This window comes from Ilyobacter polytropus DSM 2926, assembly GCF_000165505.1.
Classification (GTDB): domain Bacteria; phylum Fusobacteriota; class Fusobacteriia; order Fusobacteriales; family Fusobacteriaceae; genus Ilyobacter; species Ilyobacter polytropus.
This window is the reverse complement of record NC_014633.1, coordinates 159,241-176,009: the sequence shown is the minus strand read 5'-3', so window position 1 is coordinate 176,009 and position 16,769 is coordinate 159,241. Positions and strand designations below refer to the sequence as shown.

At 35.1% G+C, this 16,769-nt stretch carries 15 protein-coding genes and 2 pseudogenes; 8 read left to right on the top strand and 9 right to left on the bottom strand.

The genetic code is table 11. From position 1 onward, the window contains the following. The first annotated feature begins 292 nt into the window (after positions 1–292). From ILYOP_RS10775 to ILYOP_RS10740, 8 genes and pseudogenes are all read left to right on the top strand, one after another. Positions 293–946, top strand: coding sequence for a CoA transferase subunit A (locus ILYOP_RS10775; RefSeq protein ID WP_013388541.1), 654 nt, complete (start codon positions 293–295; stop codon positions 944–946). A 2-nt stretch (positions 947–948) separates the two neighbouring features. Then, positions 949–1,605 carry a 3-oxoacid CoA-transferase subunit B gene (locus tag ILYOP_RS10770; protein ID WP_013388540.1) on the top strand — a complete coding sequence of 219 codons (657 nt, stop codon included), beginning with the start codon at positions 949–951 and terminating at the stop codon, positions 1,603–1,605. A gap of 69 nt (positions 1,606–1,674) precedes the next feature. Then, positions 1,675–2,880 (top strand): acetyl-CoA C-acetyltransferase, encoded by a 1,206-nt coding sequence (locus tag ILYOP_RS10765; protein WP_013388539.1) that lies wholly within the window; start codon positions 1,675–1,677, stop codon positions 2,878–2,880. 352 nt (positions 2,881–3,232) lie between these two features. Next, complete coding sequence (locus ILYOP_RS10760; protein ID WP_013388538.1) at positions 3,233–3,952, top strand: beta-ketoacyl-ACP reductase; 720 nt, start codon at positions 3,233–3,235, stop codon at positions 3,950–3,952. A gap of 24 nt (positions 3,953–3,976) precedes the next feature. Further along, positions 3,977–4,381 carry a MaoC family dehydratase gene (locus tag ILYOP_RS10755; protein ID WP_013388537.1) on the top strand — a complete coding sequence of 135 codons (405 nt, stop codon included), beginning with the start codon at positions 3,977–3,979 and terminating at the stop codon, positions 4,379–4,381. Between the two features lie 44 nt (positions 4,382–4,425). Then, positions 4,426–5,571 carry an acyl-CoA dehydrogenase gene (locus ILYOP_RS10750; RefSeq protein ID WP_013388536.1) on the top strand — a complete coding sequence of 382 codons (1,146 nt, stop codon included), beginning with the start codon at positions 4,426–4,428 and terminating at the stop codon, positions 5,569–5,571. 46 nt (positions 5,572–5,617) lie between these two features. Then, positions 5,618–6,401, top strand: a pseudogene (locus tag ILYOP_RS10745) (electron transfer flavoprotein subunit beta). A gap of 33 nt (positions 6,402–6,434) precedes the next feature. Next, the gene (locus ILYOP_RS10740; protein ID WP_013388535.1) at positions 6,435–7,445 is read left to right on the top strand and encodes an electron transfer flavoprotein subunit alpha/FixB family protein; all 1,011 of its coding nucleotides are present in this window, start codon (positions 6,435–6,437) and stop codon (positions 7,443–7,445) included. A 726-nt stretch (positions 7,446–8,171) separates the two neighbouring features. On the opposite strand, the pseudogene ILYOP_RS15535 reads toward ILYOP_RS10740, so the two are convergent. From ILYOP_RS15535 to ILYOP_RS10700, 9 genes and pseudogenes are all read right to left on the bottom strand, one after another. Beyond that, a pseudogene (locus ILYOP_RS15535) lies at positions 8,172–8,437 on the bottom strand (transposase); the annotation flags it as partial. 287 nt (positions 8,438–8,724) lie between these two features. Beyond that, on the bottom strand, positions 8,725–9,591 hold the full coding sequence (locus ILYOP_RS10735) for a LysR family transcriptional regulator (protein WP_013388534.1): 867 nt from the start codon (positions 9,589–9,591) through the stop codon (positions 8,725–8,727). 94 nt (positions 9,592–9,685) lie between these two features. Continuing rightward, entirely contained in the window at positions 9,686–10,378 is a 693-nt protein-coding gene (locus tag ILYOP_RS10730) for an LrgB family protein (protein ID WP_013388533.1), read from the bottom strand. Continuing rightward, complete coding sequence (locus ILYOP_RS10725) at positions 10,359–10,718, bottom strand: CidA/LrgA family protein (protein ID WP_013388532.1); 360 nt, start codon at positions 10,716–10,718, stop codon at positions 10,359–10,361. The genes ILYOP_RS10730 and ILYOP_RS10725 overlap by 20 nt, the downstream gene beginning before the upstream one ends. Positions 10,719–10,742: 24 nt before the next feature. Next, the gene (locus tag ILYOP_RS10720) at positions 10,743–11,351 is read right to left on the bottom strand and encodes a class II aldolase/adducin family protein (RefSeq protein WP_013388531.1); all 609 of its coding nucleotides are present in this window, start codon (positions 11,349–11,351) and stop codon (positions 10,743–10,745) included. A 268-nt stretch (positions 11,352–11,619) separates the two neighbouring features. Then, positions 11,620–12,924 carry a citrate/sodium symporter CitS gene (citS, locus tag ILYOP_RS10715; protein WP_013388529.1) on the bottom strand — a complete coding sequence of 435 codons (1,305 nt, stop codon included), beginning with the start codon at positions 12,922–12,924 and terminating at the stop codon, positions 11,620–11,622. 27 nt (positions 12,925–12,951) lie between these two features. After that, a complete protein-coding gene (locus ILYOP_RS10710; protein WP_013388528.1) occupies positions 12,952–13,905 on the bottom strand; it encodes a 2-hydroxyacid dehydrogenase in 954 nt (317 codons plus the stop codon). 14 nt (positions 13,906–13,919) lie between these two features. Continuing rightward, entirely contained in the window at positions 13,920–15,860 is a 1,941-nt protein-coding gene (locus tag ILYOP_RS10705; RefSeq protein WP_013388527.1) for an aconitate hydratase, read from the bottom strand. Positions 15,861–15,914: 54 nt separating this feature from the next. Then, positions 15,915–16,688 (bottom strand): aldolase/citrate lyase family protein, encoded by a 774-nt coding sequence (locus tag ILYOP_RS10700; RefSeq protein WP_013388526.1) that lies wholly within the window; start codon positions 16,686–16,688, stop codon positions 15,915–15,917. Between the last annotated feature and the right edge of the window lie 81 nt (positions 16,689–16,769).

Genomic DNA, 16,769 nt, shown 5'->3' with positions numbered 1-16,769 from the left:
AATTATTTTTCGAGACAATCAAAAGTAAACAAATTATTTGATTTAAAAAAATGAAAAAAAACATTTTATATACTTGACAGAAAATAAAATGTTGTAATATACTTTATTATCAAATCAAAGTTTTTTCTAAGAGATATTTTTTTAGCCTTCTTGCAAGTATATACTTGCAAAGTGAAAAAATGTTCATATTGAATTTTTGGATTTATTTTTTTTACCTCTTGTGCAAGCAAGCACTTGCACAAGAGACAATATTTAATCAAAAAACTATAAAGAGAAACAGAAAGGAGAAAAAATGTCAAAAGTAGTTTTAGCTAAAGAGGCCATAAGTCATATAAAAGACGGTATGAGTATAATGGTTGGTGGATTTATGGTACAAGGAACACCGGAAAATCTGATTGATGCTATAGTTGAATGTGGCGTAAAAGATTTGACTATTATCTGTAATGATGCTGGTTATCCAGATAAGGGAGTTGGAAAACTAATCTCTAACGGGCAGGTAAAAAAACTTATTGCATCTCATATTGGACTTAATCCAATGGCCGGAGAACTTATGAACGAAGGAAAAATGGAAGTGGTATTAGTCCCTCAGGGAACACTTGTGGAACAGATCAGATCTGGCGGAGCAGGTCTCGGAGGAGTTCTCACTCCCACTGGTTTAGGTACTATTGTAGAAGAAGGGAAAAAGATTCTGGAAATTCAGGGAGAAAAATATCTTCTTGAAGAGGCACTGAAAGCAGATGTGGCTCTTATAGGGGGATCTATTGTAGACAAAAAAGGAAATATTGTATATAGATATACGACTCAAAATTTTAACAAGGTTATGGCTACTGCTGCAGAGTTAGTTATGGTAGGAGCTAAAGAAATTGTGGAACCTGGAACAATTCATGTTGATAATGTTATGACACCACACCTCTTTGTTGATTATATTGTGAAGGAAGGAGAATAATAATGAGTCTAGATGTAAAAGGAAGAATTGCTAAAAGAGTTGCACAGGAACTTTCTTCGGGAGATGTAGTAAACTTGGGTATAGGGCTACCTACACTTGTGGGGAACTATATAGAAGATGGTGTTGAAGTTATATTTCAGTCTGAAAATGGACTTATAGGTCTAGGACCAGAGCCTGATGAATCTAATATCGATTTAGACCTCACCAATGCCGGAGGAGAGCCGGTAACAATATTTGAACACGGAGCAACATTTGACAGTGCCACCTCCTTTGGTATTATTCGTGGAGGACATGTAGATGTGACAGTTTTGGGATCACTTCAAGTAGACGAAGAGGGAAACCTTGCAAACTGGATCATTCCTGGTAAAAAAGTACCTGGAATGGGGGGAGCAATGGATCTAGTCGTTGGGGCAAAAAAAGTAATCATCGCAATGACTCATACAGCCAGAGGAAAAGCAAAAATTTTAACGAAATGCACCCTACCTTTTACAGCTGTAAAACAGGTAAATATGATCATTACAGAATTAGGAGTAATGGAAGTAACTTCTGAAGGACTGCTTCTAAAGGAAATTGCTCCAGGTACTACAGTGAAAGAAATTCAAGACCTAACAGAGGCAAAACTTATAGTAAATAGTGATTTAAAAACAATGAATTTTTAATAACTAAGTTTTAAGTATGATATTAAATTTTCTTTCTAAATAAAAATTATATAAAAGGGGATTATAAATATGGGAAAAGTATATGTAATAAGTGCAAAAAGAACACCTGTGGGAACCTTTTTAGGTGGATTAAGTAGCGTCTCGCCAGCTGAACTTGGAGGGGCAGTAATTAGAAATATTGTTGAAGAAACTGGTATTGATCCTAAGAATCTTGACGAAATTGTAATTGGAAATGTCCTGCCTGCAGGTCATGGACAAGGGATAGGAAGACAGGCTGCAGTAGCAGGAGGAGTTCCTTATGAAGTTCCGGCTTATTCACTAAACATTATCTGTGGAAGCGGAATGAAATCTGTAATCTCAGCTTATAGCAATATAAAATCAGGGGAAGCCAATCTTATAATCGCAGGTGGAACTGAGTCTATGTCTAAGGCAGGTTTTGTACTTCCTGCAGCAGTAAGAGGCGGTCACAAAATGGCGGATATAAAAATGATCGATCACATGATAAAAGACGCCCTTACAGATTCTTTTAATGACTATCATATGGGAATAACAGCTGAAAATATTGTTGAGAAATATAACCTTACAAGAGAAGCTCAAGATAAATTTGCAATGGAATCTCAAAAGAGAGCAATTGCAGCAGTAGATGCTGGAAAATTTAAAGACGAGATTGTTCCTGTAGAAGTTAAAACAAGAAAGGGAACAGTTATTGTAGATCAGGATGAACATCCAAATAGAAAAACAACTCCAGAAATTCTTGCGAAATTAAGACCGGCCTTTAAAAAAGACGGTAGTGTAACTGCAGGTAATGCATCAGGTCTAAATGATGGTGCAAGTATGTTACTTCTTGCTTCAGAAGAAGCGGTGGAAAAATATAATCTGAAACCAATTGCTGAGATTATATCTACTGGTCAAGGAGGAGTAGACCCAGCTATAATGGGAATGGGACCTGTTCCTGCTATAAACAATGCACTTAGTAAATTAGAAATGAAGCTTGAAGATATCGAACTTTTAGAACTAAATGAAGCATTTGCAGCCCAGTCTTTAGGAGTAATGACTGAACTGTCAGAACAGCACGGTGTTTCACTTGAATGGTTCTCGGAAAAAACAAATGTTAACGGTGGAGCCATAGCACTAGGGCATCCAGTAGGAGCATCTGGGAATAGAATTACAACTACTCTTATTCATGAGATGATAAAAAGAAATGTAAATGTAGGACTAGCCTCTCTGTGTATAGGGGGAGGAATGGGAACTGCTCTAATAATAAAAAGAGTATAGTATATTTGGTGATATTCGCCTTAAAAATTAAAAAAATCTTCTTATAACAAGGACTTAGATTTTATATCTTCAGTCCTTGTTATAAATCTTTAGAATCATATAAATTATTTTAATTTTATAAATAAATTAAGTGAATAAAATTCCCAATATAAGCTTTAGCAAACAAAATAACATCTAGTCTTTAAAGGTTATAAGACTATACAAAATAAAAATTTTATAATACACTGTGAATGAATTCACTTGTTGCAGTGATAAACATATTTAAGGGAAATAAATGTTTCATATTTAATTATCGATTTAAAAACTATGAGTTTTTAAAAATAAAATATCAATATAAAAAAGGAGAGATACGATGAGATTAGAAGACAAAGTCTGTATAGTTACTGGTGGGGCAAAAGGTATTGGTTTTGAGATGGCTAAGTTGTTTGCAAGTGAAGGAGCAAAAGTAATAGCCGCTGATATGTCTGATCTTGATTATTCATTGGAAAACGTGGAAGGGTATAAGCTAAATGTAGCTAATCCTACTCAGTGTGAAGAATTATTTAAGTATGCTTCTGAAAAATATGGAAAAATTGACGTATTGGTAAACAATGCCGGAATAACGAGAGATGCCCTTACACATAAAATAACAGATGATATGTGGGACATTGTAATAGATGTCAATCTTAAAGGTGTCTTTAATCTAACAAAACATGTAGGACCATACATGATGAAACAAGGAAATGGATCAATTATAAATATCTCCTCTGTAGTTGGAGAATATGGAAATATAGGTCAGGCAAATTATTCTGCAACAAAGGCTGGAGTAATAGGACTTGCTAAAACATGGGCAAAGGAATTTGCTAGAAAGGGAGCCGCAGTAAGAGCCAATGCAATAGCACCGGGATACGTTATGACGGATATATTAAAAACTGTTCCTCAGCCTCTTTTAGATGATTTTGCTAAACTTACTATGCTTGGAAGATTAGGTCAACCTGAGGAGATTGCTAAAGCGGCACTTTTCCTTGCCAGTGATGATTCAAGTTATGTAACAGGGCATGTGTTAAGTGTCAATGGTGGAATGAGACTTTAAATAATATTTAAAAGGAGATCAATTATGAAATATTCAGAACTAAATCTTGGAATGAAAAGCAGTGTAACTAAAACTATAACTGAAACAGATGTAATTCTTTATTCTGGAATAAGTTTAGATACAAATCCTGCACATCTAAATGAGGAATACGCTAAAAATACAATGTTTAAAAAAAGAATTGCACACGGGATGCTAACTGCAGGTCTCATATCAGCAGTCCTTGGGACAAAGCTTCCTGGAGAAGGAAGTATTTATATGGGGCAGGAATTAAAATTTAAAGCACCTGTTTATATGGGGGATACAATTACTGCTGAAGCTGAAATTATAGAGCTTATCGATGAGAAAAATCAAATATTATTGAAAACAACATGTACTAATCAAGATGGAAAAGTAGTAATAGACGGAACAGCCAGAATAATGAAAAAATAATATATTTCAATTAAAAAACAACTTGATTATGAGGAGTGAAAAATATGAATTTCGAGTTACCTAAGACGCATGTGCTTTTTAGACAAATGATCAGAGAATTTGTTGAAAACGAAGTAAAGCCAATAGCTGCTGAGATAGATGAAGAAGAGAGATTTCCAATTGAAACTGTAAAAAAAATGAATGAGATAGGACTTATGGGAATACCTGTACCAAAAGAATATGGAGGTGCCGGTGGTGATAACCTTATGTATGCAATGGCAGTAGAGGAACTTTCAAAAGCTTGTGCAACTACTGGAGTAATTGTGTCGGCTCATACTTCCCTTGGTATGGCTCCAATTTTAGAGTTTGGAACAGATGCTCAAAAGAAAAAATATTTACCTAAGATGACGACAGGAGAATGGTTAGGAGCCTTTGGTCTTACTGAACCAAATGCAGGAACTGATGCAGCAGGTCAACAGACAACAGCTCATTTTGATGAAAAAACCAATGAGTGGGTATTAAATGGTTCTAAAATATTTATAACAAATGCAGGATATGCCCATGTATATATAATATTTGCCATGACAGATAAATCAAAAGGTTTAAAAGGAATAACAGCATTTATTTTAGAGGCAGATACCCCAGGATTTAGCGTAGGTAAAAAAGAGAAAAAACTGGGAATAAAAGGTTCTGCAACTTGTGAATTAATTATGGAAGATTGCAGAGTTCCAAAGGAAAACTTATTGGGAGCTATAGGAAAAGGATTTAAAATAGCGATGATGACCCTTGATGGTGGAAGAATCGGTATTGCATCTCAGGCGCTTGGAATTTCCCAGGGAGCTCTAGATGAAAGTATCAATTACGTAAAAGAAAGAAAACAATTTGGAAGAAGTATAGCAGCATTCCAAAATACACAATTTCAACTTGCAGATATGCATACAAAAACTGAAGCAGCAAGAATGCTAGTGTATAGTGCAGCATGTAAAAAATCAAGCAAAAAGCCATATTCACAAGATGCAGCTATGGCCAAGTTGTTGGCTGCAGAAACAGCTATGGAAGTGACAACTAAAGCTGTACAACTCCACGGAGGATATGGATATACCAGAGAATATCCTGTAGAAAGAATGATGAGAGATGCAAAAATCACTGAAATATACGAGGGAACATCTGAAGTACAAAAGATGGTAATTTCAGCCGGACTTCTTAAATAAAATAAATAACAAAATTTTTGAATTATGTTAAAAAAAGGAGATAATGATGAAAATAGTAGTTTGTGTAAAACAGGTGCCTGATACTACAGAGATCAGATTAGACCCTGTAACTGGAACACTAATAAGAGATGGAGTACCTAGTATTATTAATCCTGATGATAAAGCCGGACTAGAAGAGGCTTTAAAACTTAAAGATAAATTTGGAGCTCATGTTACTGCAATTACAATGGGACCACCTCAAGCGCAAGAAGCCTTGAGAGAAACTCTGGCAATGGGTGCAGACAGAGCAATCTTACTTACAGATAGAAAGTTTGCAGGAGCAGATACTTTAGCTACTTCTAATGCCCTTGCCGCTGCAATAAAAGAACTTGACTATGATATGATCATAGCCGGAAGACAGGCTATAGACGGAGATACTGCTCAGGTTGGTCCACAAATTGCAGAACATCTTGGAATGCCACAGGTATCCTATGTAAAAGATATAGAGTGTGATGAAGACAAGACCTTAACAATAAAAAGGGCTGTAGAAGATGGATATTATCTTCTTCAAGTTAAAAATGCCTTGCCTTGTTACAGTATTGACTGAGGCAAATAAGCCTAGATATATGTCTGTAAAAGGTATCGTTGAAGCCTATGACACAGATGTAGAGGTGTGGGATACTACGAATATCACTGTAGACCTTGAAAAACTTGGACTAAAAGGTTCTCCTACAAAGGTAAGAAAGTCATTTACAAAAGGAGCCAAACAAGCTGGGAAGGTTTATGAATTAGAATCTAAAGAGGCAGCAAAGTTGATCGTAGAAAAACTTAAAGAGAGCTTTGTTATCTAAATTAAATAAAAATTAAAAAAGGAGAAAAATAAGATGAATTTAGATGATTATAGAGGAATCTTAGTATTTGCAGAGCAAAGAGAAGGCGAGATTCAGAATGTAGGACTCGAACTTCTAGGAAAAGCAAAAGAGCTTGCTTCTGAAATAAACGAAGAAGTTACGGCGATTCTGCTTGGATATCAAGTGGAACATTTATCTAAAGAACTAATTTCATATGGAGCTGACAAAGTTGTCGTAGTAGACGAAGAAGAGCTTAAGTTTTATGATACAGAAGCTTACGCGCAGGCTTTTTCATCAGTTATAAAAGATAAAAAATCTGAAATAGTATTAGTAGGAGCTACAACTATAGGAAGGGACCTTGGTCCTAGAGTCTCTGCAAGAGTTGTTACTGGACTTACTGCTGACTGTACTAAACTTGAGATTTCAGAAGAGAGAGAACTTCTCATGACAAGACCTGCTTTTGGCGGAAATTTAATGGCTACAATAATCTGCCCTGATCATAGACCACAGATGTCAACAGTAAGACCTGGAGTAATGCAAAAATTCTCAAAAGATGAGGCTAGAACAGGTGAAGTTGAAAAATTTGATGTGGAATTTGATAAGTCAAAAATGAAGGTAAAAATAATTGAAATAATAAAAGAAGAAAAAGAGAAAATAGATATTACAGAAGCCAATGTCCTAATTTCTGGAGGAAGAGGAGTCGGAAGTGCCGATAACTTCAAAAAACTAGAGGGACTTGCAGAAGAGATAGGGGGAACTGTCTCTGCATCGAGAGCAATTATAGATTCAGGTTGGATAGATCACGACAGACAGGTTGGACAAACAGGTAAAACGGTAAGGCCTGATATTTATTTTGCATTAGGAATTTCAGGAGCAATACAACACGTGGCTGGAATGGAAGAATCAGAGTATATAATAGCTATAAATAAGGATAAGGGAGCTCCTATATTTAATATTTCAGATTTAGGAATTGTAGGAGATGTGTCAAAAATAGTTCCTATGATCACGGAAGAAATAAAGTTGTTGAAAAGTCAAAAATCATAATAAAGAAGGTTTCCCAAATTATAAATAAATTATATTCTTAATCATTTATAGGTGATCCAATTGGATCACCTTTTTGATTGTATAAAAAAAACAGAACCGAAATCCTGCTCTAAGTGTTATTTTCAGTGGTGCCACCTTCCGGAGTAGAACCGGCGATCTCTATTTTACCATAGATTTTTATTTTTCAACCTATTCTCTATCCTTTTCTTTTCAAGGGTTTTATATTTAAATTTTTGCATTTTTAAAGCTTTTTCTATGTGGTTTCTGTTTTTTTATTGTCAAAATGAAACCTCATAAAGAAAGAGTCGATAATGATGATCCGTGCAGGTTACACTTTATTTTTTTCATAAAAAATCAATAAAAGTAGGAGATGTATTTAACCATTAAAGGATCATAAGACACAGTACCCTCCTTACTACAAGGAGGTATATTCAGTTAGACATAGATAAGCTTAAGCAGAAGTATAAAAAATTTCTCATCATTTAGAAGAATACGTATAATTTGAGACATTCCCTAACTTATTAGTATGATTCTTTAAGTTTAGCCAACTAAAATTACACATTTTATTGAGACTGTGAAATAATCTCTGTAAATAGGATAATTTCTTTCTGTGGAAATTTTAAATTGAACAATATATTCAATATTACTTCTACCTTGAATATAACTTTTAAATGTTAGCATGTCAAGCAAGCTTATGAAAAATGGGCTGCAGGACATGCTTTTTTTCTATTCTGGGAACCTACCATCGTACATGATGGATAATTCTCCATAAACTTTTCCCCAACTTCTTAAGGGCATTTTCCACTTCTCAGTTACTTTCTTGGTAGACAGATACAAAGTCTTAAAAAGCGCTTGATCCGATGGAAAAACGCTTCGTTGGGAATTTAGGCGCTTGTACGTGCTATTTAAGCTCTCAATGGCATTGGTAGTGCAAATAACCTTTCTAACATCTGGTAAAAATTTGTATTTGGCGATAAAATATCCCAATTTTTCTGAACTTATAAAAGGGTTTTATGACCTTTTTCATACCCTAAGGGTTCATCCATTTCAGCTTCAAGCATATTTTTAGACGTGCTCCAAAAATATTTTTTAATGCCTCCTTAATATCTTCAGCTCTTTTTAATGTCACAAGTCTCTAATATCGCATTTACAAGTTGTTCTCTTTCTGCAGATTTTCCTCTCGTTTTGTCATAATAAAAAACTTCCTTATAGTAATAATCATTACTACTGGAAGTTAATTAATTAAATGCTATTTAGATAATTTTTTAGACACTCTCTTTTAATTTTTAAAATCTATAGCATCTACTATTTCTAAAAAAGTTTTTCCCAAATTAGTTTCTTTAAAATTTTCATAGTAAAGCATCTTGGTATTTCTTTTTAAAAACTCTCCATTTTTGTCCAAAAGTTCAAGCTTAAATAATTTATCATTTTCTTTCAAAATAGTGCTTGGGACTAAAGCAAATCCTAATCCCTGCATTACCATCTCTTTGCAGGTATCAGATCTATCCACCATAAGTCCTTTCAATGAGTGATCAGAAAAATTTTCTCTCCACCAATTATCTAATATGGATTTCAGTTTAATATCACAATTATATTCTATCTTTTTAAATTTAGGCAGGTCTTCTATTTTTATCTTTTCAGAATTTATAGCAAATAGTTTTTCTTGAAACAGCAACTTTTCTCCCTGAGACCACTTATATTCTCCTCTTATAAAGGCCACTTCAATTTCTTTGTTACAAAGCAGTTTAAATATTTCTGAACTCCATCCTGTGGATATTTCAAATTTTACATCTGGATACCTCTCCTGATATTCAGATAAAATTTTAGGCAAAGTTTTTCTAGCAAAATTATTAGAAGCACCGATTTTTATGACCCCTTTAACTTCTTTGGTCATAGAGGATAGATTGGACATGATTTCTCTCATTCGAGCCCTCATCTCTTCGGCACATTTTACTAAATATTCTCCTTCAGGAGTAAAATGAACTCCTTTACGCCCCCTTTCAACTATCTGAACACCTAACTTACTCTCTATCATCTGTAAACGTTTGGTTACTGCTGGCTGGGATATATATAGTTTTGCCGAGGCTTTGGTTATATTTTTTTCCTGATATAAAACAGAAATAAGCTCCCAATCACGATCCATCATATCATTTCCCCCTAAATTCTATTTTAGCCATCTAATGTATATGCTTCACTTAATTATACTATAATTACTATTTATATCATAATTCTGAACTATTCTATAAAATTATCCCAGCTAATATAGGAGCTAAAATTAAAGTTACAAGACCTGTTACAACAATAGCCAGACTGCTCATGGCTCCCGTTATCTCCCCCATCTCAATTGCCTTGGTTGTTCCTATAGCATGGCTGGCAGCCCCTATACTCACTCCTCTTGCTATATAATTTTTTATCCTGAATAATTTACATACAGCAGGAGCTACGATATAACCTGTTATCCCTGTTATAAGTATCCCCATTATAGTGATAGAGGGTTCTCCTCCCAATGTTTTACTCACTTCTATACCTATAGGAGTTGTTATAGATTTGGGCATAAATGAACGAAGTAAAGTTATATTTAGACCCATTAATTTTCCCATCAGCACCACAGAAATCATCGCGACTAAAGCTCCCACTATTATTCCTAAAATAATGGGAACGAAATAACTTTTAAAAAGTTCAGATTGCTTGTAGAGGGGAACTGCCAATACCACTGTGGCAGGACCAAGGAAAAATACTATTATATCACCTCCCTGACTGTAAGATTCAAAAGGAATATCAAATTTTAAAAGGACCAATATAATGAAAGTTACAGATATAAGCAGAGGGTTAAAAATAGCCATCCTTGTTTTGCTGTATATAAATTTCCCTATTTCAAAAGCCCCCAGACTTATAATTACTCCGAATAAAGGATTATTTAATAGATTTTCCATTTTCACATCTCCCTATAAACCATTGTATGAATATACCTGTAACTGCTATAGTTATTATAGTCGTAACTATCATAACCAATATTATTTTCATCCAGCTTCCCTCTAAAAGTCTCAAAGATTTTACAAGACTTACCCCTGGGGGTATAAATAAAATAGCCATATTCATAAGGAGAATACTGGCAGCTTTCTCAATTGATTCCAGCTTTAATAATTTAAGATGGAGGCTAAAAAATAGTAATAACATTCCAATTACTGTTCCCGGGATAGGAACAGGTAAACAAGAACTTATAAAGTTCCCTACATAAAGAAAAACAAAAATTGTACAAAACTCCAATAACATATAAACTCCTTTCATTGGTACTCTTTACTTTAATTCAGATATTTTGGGTTGATTTTCATTTCTCAGTCCCCATGCTATCTGGGCACTATCTTCTAACTCTTCTAGTGTATAAAAAGAACTCATTAGATCTTTATGTCCAAGTATTACACCGTGATTTTTCAAAAGATACCCATTGCTTTCTCCTATGTTTTCTCTGAAAGAATCAAACAATTCTCTTGTTCCCGGTTTGGCATAAGGAATAAGGCCTACTTTACCAAGCTTCATCTTTAAATAGGGGGTATATTCTGGAATTACATCGTTTGTATTTTCATGATCCAAACATGACCAAATTGTAGAATAAAAGCTGTGGGTATGTAAAACTGCCTTTATGCCTTCATCTTTTTTGTACAGTATTTGGTGAAGCGGCAGTTCCTTACTGGGTCTGGCTCCGCTTACATGATTTCCTCTGCTATCAATTACTGCAAAATCTTCTACTGCCAGTCTTCCAAAACATGTCCCGGTTCCGGTTATATAAATCTTTTCTTCATGGATAAAACTCATATTGGCCGAGGAACCTGTCGCCCTTCCTCTTTCAAAAAGGCTCTTTCCTATCCAGATGGCATTTTCATACTTTTTCATCAACAATTTATCCAAGTTATCTCCTCCTTAAATGGCTATTATATTTATCTTCATAAATTTAATTATAAATATTTCTATATAATAATTCCACAAGTCATATTTATACCTTTTTATCAGCAATATATTCATTTTTCCCTCCTTGTGTAGCTATTTTATAGAGTTATATTTACTATTTTTATTTTATTAACCAATGCTCTTAAATATAATAAGTGGGTTATTGGATTTTTCCAATAACCCCTTATATTAACCACTTTTGTTTATTAAAAATAATTCTATTTTGCTGTTATGCGAGCATTTTGAATAAAATACTTGCTATAATTAGAATTATTCCTCCTCCTAATCTAGAAGAGATTTGAGCATAAGAGATAAGTTCCATTCTTTTAGACGCTCCAAGTACCTCTATATCTCCAGAACCTCCTCTATTTGCCATACAAAGTCCGGCAGTTATAGAAGATTCGATAGCGTGGAACCCTACTAAGTGTCCCACAAATCCAGACCCAACAGTAGCTCCTATTACGATCATTAATGCTATTATAACGTTTCCTGGTGTGATAGCTGCCATTATTTCTCCAAGATCAGTATAAGCTACACCTACTCCGACCATTAATACCCATAAAAACTGCTTGGATATAAAGCCTTGTAATTTTTTTGCTCCCTGTCTCAGAGCAGCCGGCACAAGATTCAGAGCATTGAAAGCAGCTATGATTATTACCATATAAGCATAATAGTGTACGCCTCCATAGACTTTTTTATAAAGAACATATCCCAAAGTGTATGCTGTCAGACCTATTATTAGTCCTCCTGACATATCTCTGTGAGTGACTTTCACTTCTTCATCTTCTTCCAGTTCTATTTTACCGGTTCTTACAAGCTCACCTTCACCACTTAAGGCAGGCTTCTTTTTCCCAAGCTTGTTCAGAAGTGCCGCTACCACGATAGCCCAGATATTGGCTATTGTCAGTATTGCAATTGCATAGGAGTAGTATGCATCTTTAGGATTTCCAGTGGCTGCCTCATATATTTCAGACATCGGGATAGCTCCTGATCCGTTTCCTCCACCCATTGTAGGTAATACATAAAGCATCATTATCTCTTTAGGGCTGATTCCAAAGATGAATCCTCCCAAAATACCCATAATAGATGCTCCAGCCACACCTGCTAATATTGCCGGAACATACCCTACAAAAGATCTTATAAGGAGTTTTCTATTCACGGAAAGAATGGAACCAGTTATCAAAACAACTATAAAGAAATTGATAAACTTAGTCTTCTTCATAATATTGGTTACAGTTTCGATCTCTCTTTCTGTAAACCATCCCTGATAAACAAAGTATGCTGCCATTAGGAATATCAATACCGGAGCACCACCTATATATTCCTTGAAAAATGGAAGTCTGTCTCCGATTTCACCGAAGATGATTCCAAAAACATACATGAAACAAAATCCTCCGACTATCCCTGTTGGTATAGAGTCAGTGAAATGTGCAAATAATATTACTGACAACGGAAACAAGAATAGTGGTGCAGGCATTCCAAATACTTTAAATCCTTCTTTTTTCCCCACTTCTAATGCTGCTGAGTCTTGCATTTTATACCTCCTTCTATTTTGTTGAAATTATAATTTTACAACGTTTACAGGAGTTCCCTCCACATACTTGACTACATTGTCAAATGTGATCTCCGCTCTTGTCTCCATAGACTCATCTGATGCGAAAGCAACATGCGGAGTAAGAATAGTGTTTTTAGCCGATAATATTGGATAGTCTGAAGGAATAGGAGGTTCCATATCAAATACATCAAGTCCTGCTCCTGCAATTTTTCCTTCGTTTAGAAGTTCAGCCAGGGCATTATTGTCCATTACCCCTCCTCTCGCACAGTTGATCATAAGTGCTGTTTCCTTCATAAGCTCTAATTTTTCTCTTGAAATAAATCCTTTTGTTGCATCATTTACCGGAAGGTGAAGTGACACTATATCAGATTTTGACATTAAATCATCTATCCCAACATATTCTAAACCAAGATCTTTTGCTGCCTGGTTTTCATATGGATCATAACCGATTAATTTACATCCGAATGCCTTGAATAGAACTGCTGTCATAGTTCCGATTCTTCCTGTTCCAACGATTCCTACTGTTTTTCCTTTTATTTCATTTCCGATAAGTCCTGCTATTGTTCCACCGTCTCTGATTACATCATTACATGTAGATATGTTTCTCATAAGGTCAAGAGCCAAACCAATTACAAGCTCAGCAACTGCGTTGTTAGCATATCCTGCTGCATTACAAACTGTGATACCTCTTTCTTTTGCCAGACTTCCTACATGGTCAAAACCTGTAAATGCTACTGAGATCATTTTTAGATCTTTTGCTGCCTCTATAACTTCATTTGGAAGAGGATTATTAGCTATCATAAGGATTTCAGCATCTTTAGATCTTTCCTTCATCTCCTCGATATCTGTTGTTTTTGTATCGTAATATACAAATTCATGCCCCATATTTTCTAGTGTTTTAGCAAGTTTCTCGATATACTCTCTTTTTACAACTAATGGTTCGATTAATTTGATTTTCATTTGACACTCTCCTTTTATATTTTTTTATTTTTATTTTTTACAAAATTTAATTTCCCTCCAGAAGCAAGAATTGTAGCTTCTCTGTCCGTCACTTCTATTTCAACTTCAAAAGATATATCTTTTGTTTTATTTAATACAGTAACTTTCTTACTCTTAATCTGGTCCACTATATTCTCTATAAATAAAATATCTTCTCTATCAATCTTGTCATAATCTTCCTTGTTTTTAAAGACTAAAGGAAGCACTCCAAAGTTAATCAAATTAGCTTTATGTATTCTGGCTATAGACTTTGCTATTACAGCTTTTACACCAAGATACATCGGCGCTACAGCTGCATGTTCTCTCGAAGATCCCTGCCCGTAGTTTTCACCACCCACTATAATGCTTCTTTCCATTTTCTTTGCTCTTTCCACAAAGTCGGTGTCTCTTCCCATAAATGTTATCTTAGATATTTCAGGAACGTTGGACCTGAGAGCAGAGAAAGTAGCACTTGCAGGAGTGATATCATCTGTTGTTATATTGTCTCCAAATTTCCCCACTACTGGGACCTCTAAGTTCCCTATTAATATTTCCGGGATAGGCAGCGGCTTAATGTTAGGACCCCTATAGATTTCAACGCCACTTCCGTCCTCTGGAGGATATATAAACATAGTATCATCAATATGATAAACTTCAGGTTCTCCTATATTTTCTAGAACTTGTGCATTTTCACCATCTAATACTTGGCTCACATACCCTGTAATTGCTGTTGCCGCTGCTGTCTCTGGACTCACAAGATAAAGTTTTGCGTCCATAGTTCCACTTCTTCCCTTAAAATTCCTGTTAGAAGTTCTTACTGAAACTCCTCCTGTGTTCGGTGCCTGACCAATACCCGTACAGGCTCCACAACTATTCTCCATAATTCTCGCTCCAGAAGTCACAAGATCTGCAATTATCCCATCTCTCATAAGCTCCTGAAATGTCTGCCTGGTTCCTGCACTTACAGAAAGACTCACGTCTGGATGTACTTTTTTCCCTTTTAGCACTTTTGCTGCCTTGGCTATATCAGCATAAGAACCATTTGTACAACTTCCTATAAAAACCTGGTTGACCTTAACTTGCTCAAGTTCAGATACCTTAACTACATTATCCGGCATGCTTGGCATTGCTACTAGAGGCATAAGAGTATCTAAATCTATGGTAATAACTTCTGAATAAACTGCATCTTCATCGGCCTTTATTTCTACAAAATCTTTCTCTCTTCCTTGCTTAACAAGGAATTCTTTTGTAATTTCGTCACTTGGAAAAATAGAAGTGGTTGCTCCTACTTCAGCTCCCATATTGGTGATAGTAGCTCTTTCTGGTACAGAAAGTGAATTAACCCCTTTTCCCGAATATTCCATGATTTTCCCAAGTCCACCTTTTACCCCTATTCTTCTTAGAAGCTCAAGGATTATGTCCTTTGCTGCAACCCCAGGAGAAAGTTTCCCTTTTAATTCAACCTTTACAATTTCTGGCATTTGAAGATAATATGCTTCTCCTGCCATTGACATGGCAACATCTAGAGCTCCCGCTCCTATACACAATACTCCCAGCCCTCCTCCTGTAGTAGAATGAGAATCAGATCCTATTAAGGTTTTTCCAGGTTTCCCAAATCTTTGATAATGAATAGAATGACAGATACCATTTCCTGCCCTTGAAAGTATCACTCCAAATTTTTCCGCAGTAGATTTTAAAAACATATGATCATCCATGTTTTTATAGTCTGCCTGAAGCAGATTATGATCTACATAGCTTAAAGACAGTTCCGCCTTTACTTTTGGTATATTCATTGTTTCAAAAGCAAGATAACCAAGTGTCCCTGTTACGTCATGTGTCAGTGTATGATCAAAAATAATCCCTATTTCTGATCCTGTTGTCATATCTCCGTCTACCAGGTGATTTTTTATTATTTTTTCGGCGATAGTTAATCCCATTTTCAACTCCTTTCTAGAATTTAAATAATTTATAAATTCTTTTGATAAATTTTTCTATTTCCTTAGAGCTAATTTCATCTCTTGTATTTTCTTATCATCTTCAGTGAATCTTTGACTATAATAATTTTTCTTGAGCTCATACCAATTAAGTTCTGCTTCCAGCGCCAAGTCCAAACATTTTTTGAGGTCTTTTTTTGGTTTTTCTGCATCTTTAAACACTACTTTTCTTGTCTCAAATCCATCTAATAGGTTTCCTAGACCGTCGAAGAAATCCATTGATTCTGGCGATATTCCTCCGCCTAACATGCATCTAACACCATATTTTTTAGTTTTTTCAAAAAGTTCTTTCACTATGGAAAGTACCTCTTCTGAATTTACCTTTCCTCCATTATTAAGGGACCTGCAAAGATCTGTTCTACCTACTACTATACCTTCAAGTTTATCTACGTTGCTCGCAGCCAAAATATCTTCAATATTTTTACATGACTCTATTGTCTCTATATTAATAAGAAATTTGACATCATCGTATCCCTTGAAAACTTTTTCACACATTTGAAGATATTTTTCCAGTGCAAATCTTGATTCGATCATTGGTCCTAGTACAATAGATGACCCTATATTTTTAGCTACCTCTATATCAGCAAGAGCTTCGCATCCACCTAGTTTCATAAGAAGGTCAACTCCGGCTCTGTTGGCGATATCTTTCACTTTTAAAAGTTCAAACATCCCAAGATTTTCTGTTTCAAAAGACATCTTCAGGCAACTCGCACCAAATTCTTCTCTGAGTTTTATTAATGTCTCCACCATAGAATTTTCTATTTCTCTCATAACCTATATCACTTCCTTTTACAAATTTAGTTATACTCCAGTTGAACCCTCTACCACTTTGTTTTAAAAAAAAACACTTTG

Bases quoted from the DNA above. Each gene is read 5' to 3' on its own strand.
- ILYOP_RS10775 (WP_013388541.1), top strand. From the start codon at position 293: ATGTCAAAAGTAGTTTTAGCTAAAGAGGCCATAAGTCATATAAAAGAC.
- ILYOP_RS10770 (WP_013388540.1), top strand. From the start codon at position 949: ATGAGTCTAGATGTAAAAGGAAGAATTGCTAAAAGAGTTGCACAGGAA.
- ILYOP_RS10765 (WP_013388539.1), top strand. From the start codon at position 1,675: ATGGGAAAAGTATATGTAATAAGTGCAAAAAGAACACCTGTGGGAACC.
- ILYOP_RS10760 (WP_013388538.1), top strand. From the start codon at position 3,233: ATGAGATTAGAAGACAAAGTCTGTATAGTTACTGGTGGGGCAAAAGGT.
- ILYOP_RS10755 (WP_013388537.1), top strand. From the start codon at position 3,977: ATGAAATATTCAGAACTAAATCTTGGAATGAAAAGCAGTGTAACTAAA.
- ILYOP_RS10750 (WP_013388536.1), top strand. From the start codon at position 4,426: ATGAATTTCGAGTTACCTAAGACGCATGTGCTTTTTAGACAAATGATC.
- ILYOP_RS10740 (WP_013388535.1), top strand. From the start codon at position 6,435: ATGAATTTAGATGATTATAGAGGAATCTTAGTATTTGCAGAGCAAAGA.
- ILYOP_RS10735 (WP_013388534.1), bottom strand. From the start codon at position 9,591: ATGATGGATCGTGATTGGGAGCTTATTTCTGTTTTATATCAGGAAAAA.
- ILYOP_RS10730 (WP_013388533.1), bottom strand. From the start codon at position 10,378: ATGGAAAATCTATTAAATAATCCTTTATTCGGAGTAATTATAAGTCTG.
- ILYOP_RS10725 (WP_013388532.1), bottom strand. From the start codon at position 10,718: ATGTTATTGGAGTTTTGTACAATTTTTGTTTTTCTTTATGTAGGGAAC.
- citS (WP_013388529.1), bottom strand. From the start codon at position 12,924: ATGCAAGACTCAGCAGCATTAGAAGTGGGGAAAAAAGAAGGATTTAAA.
- ILYOP_RS10710 (WP_013388528.1), bottom strand. From the start codon at position 13,905: ATGAAAATCAAATTAATCGAACCATTAGTTGTAAAAAGAGAGTATATC.
- ILYOP_RS10705 (WP_013388527.1), bottom strand. From the start codon at position 15,860: ATGGGATTAACTATCGCCGAAAAAATAATAAAAAATCACCTGGTAGAC.
- ILYOP_RS10700 (WP_013388526.1), bottom strand. From the start codon at position 16,688: ATGAGAGAAATAGAAAATTCTATGGTGGAGACATTAATAAAACTCAGA.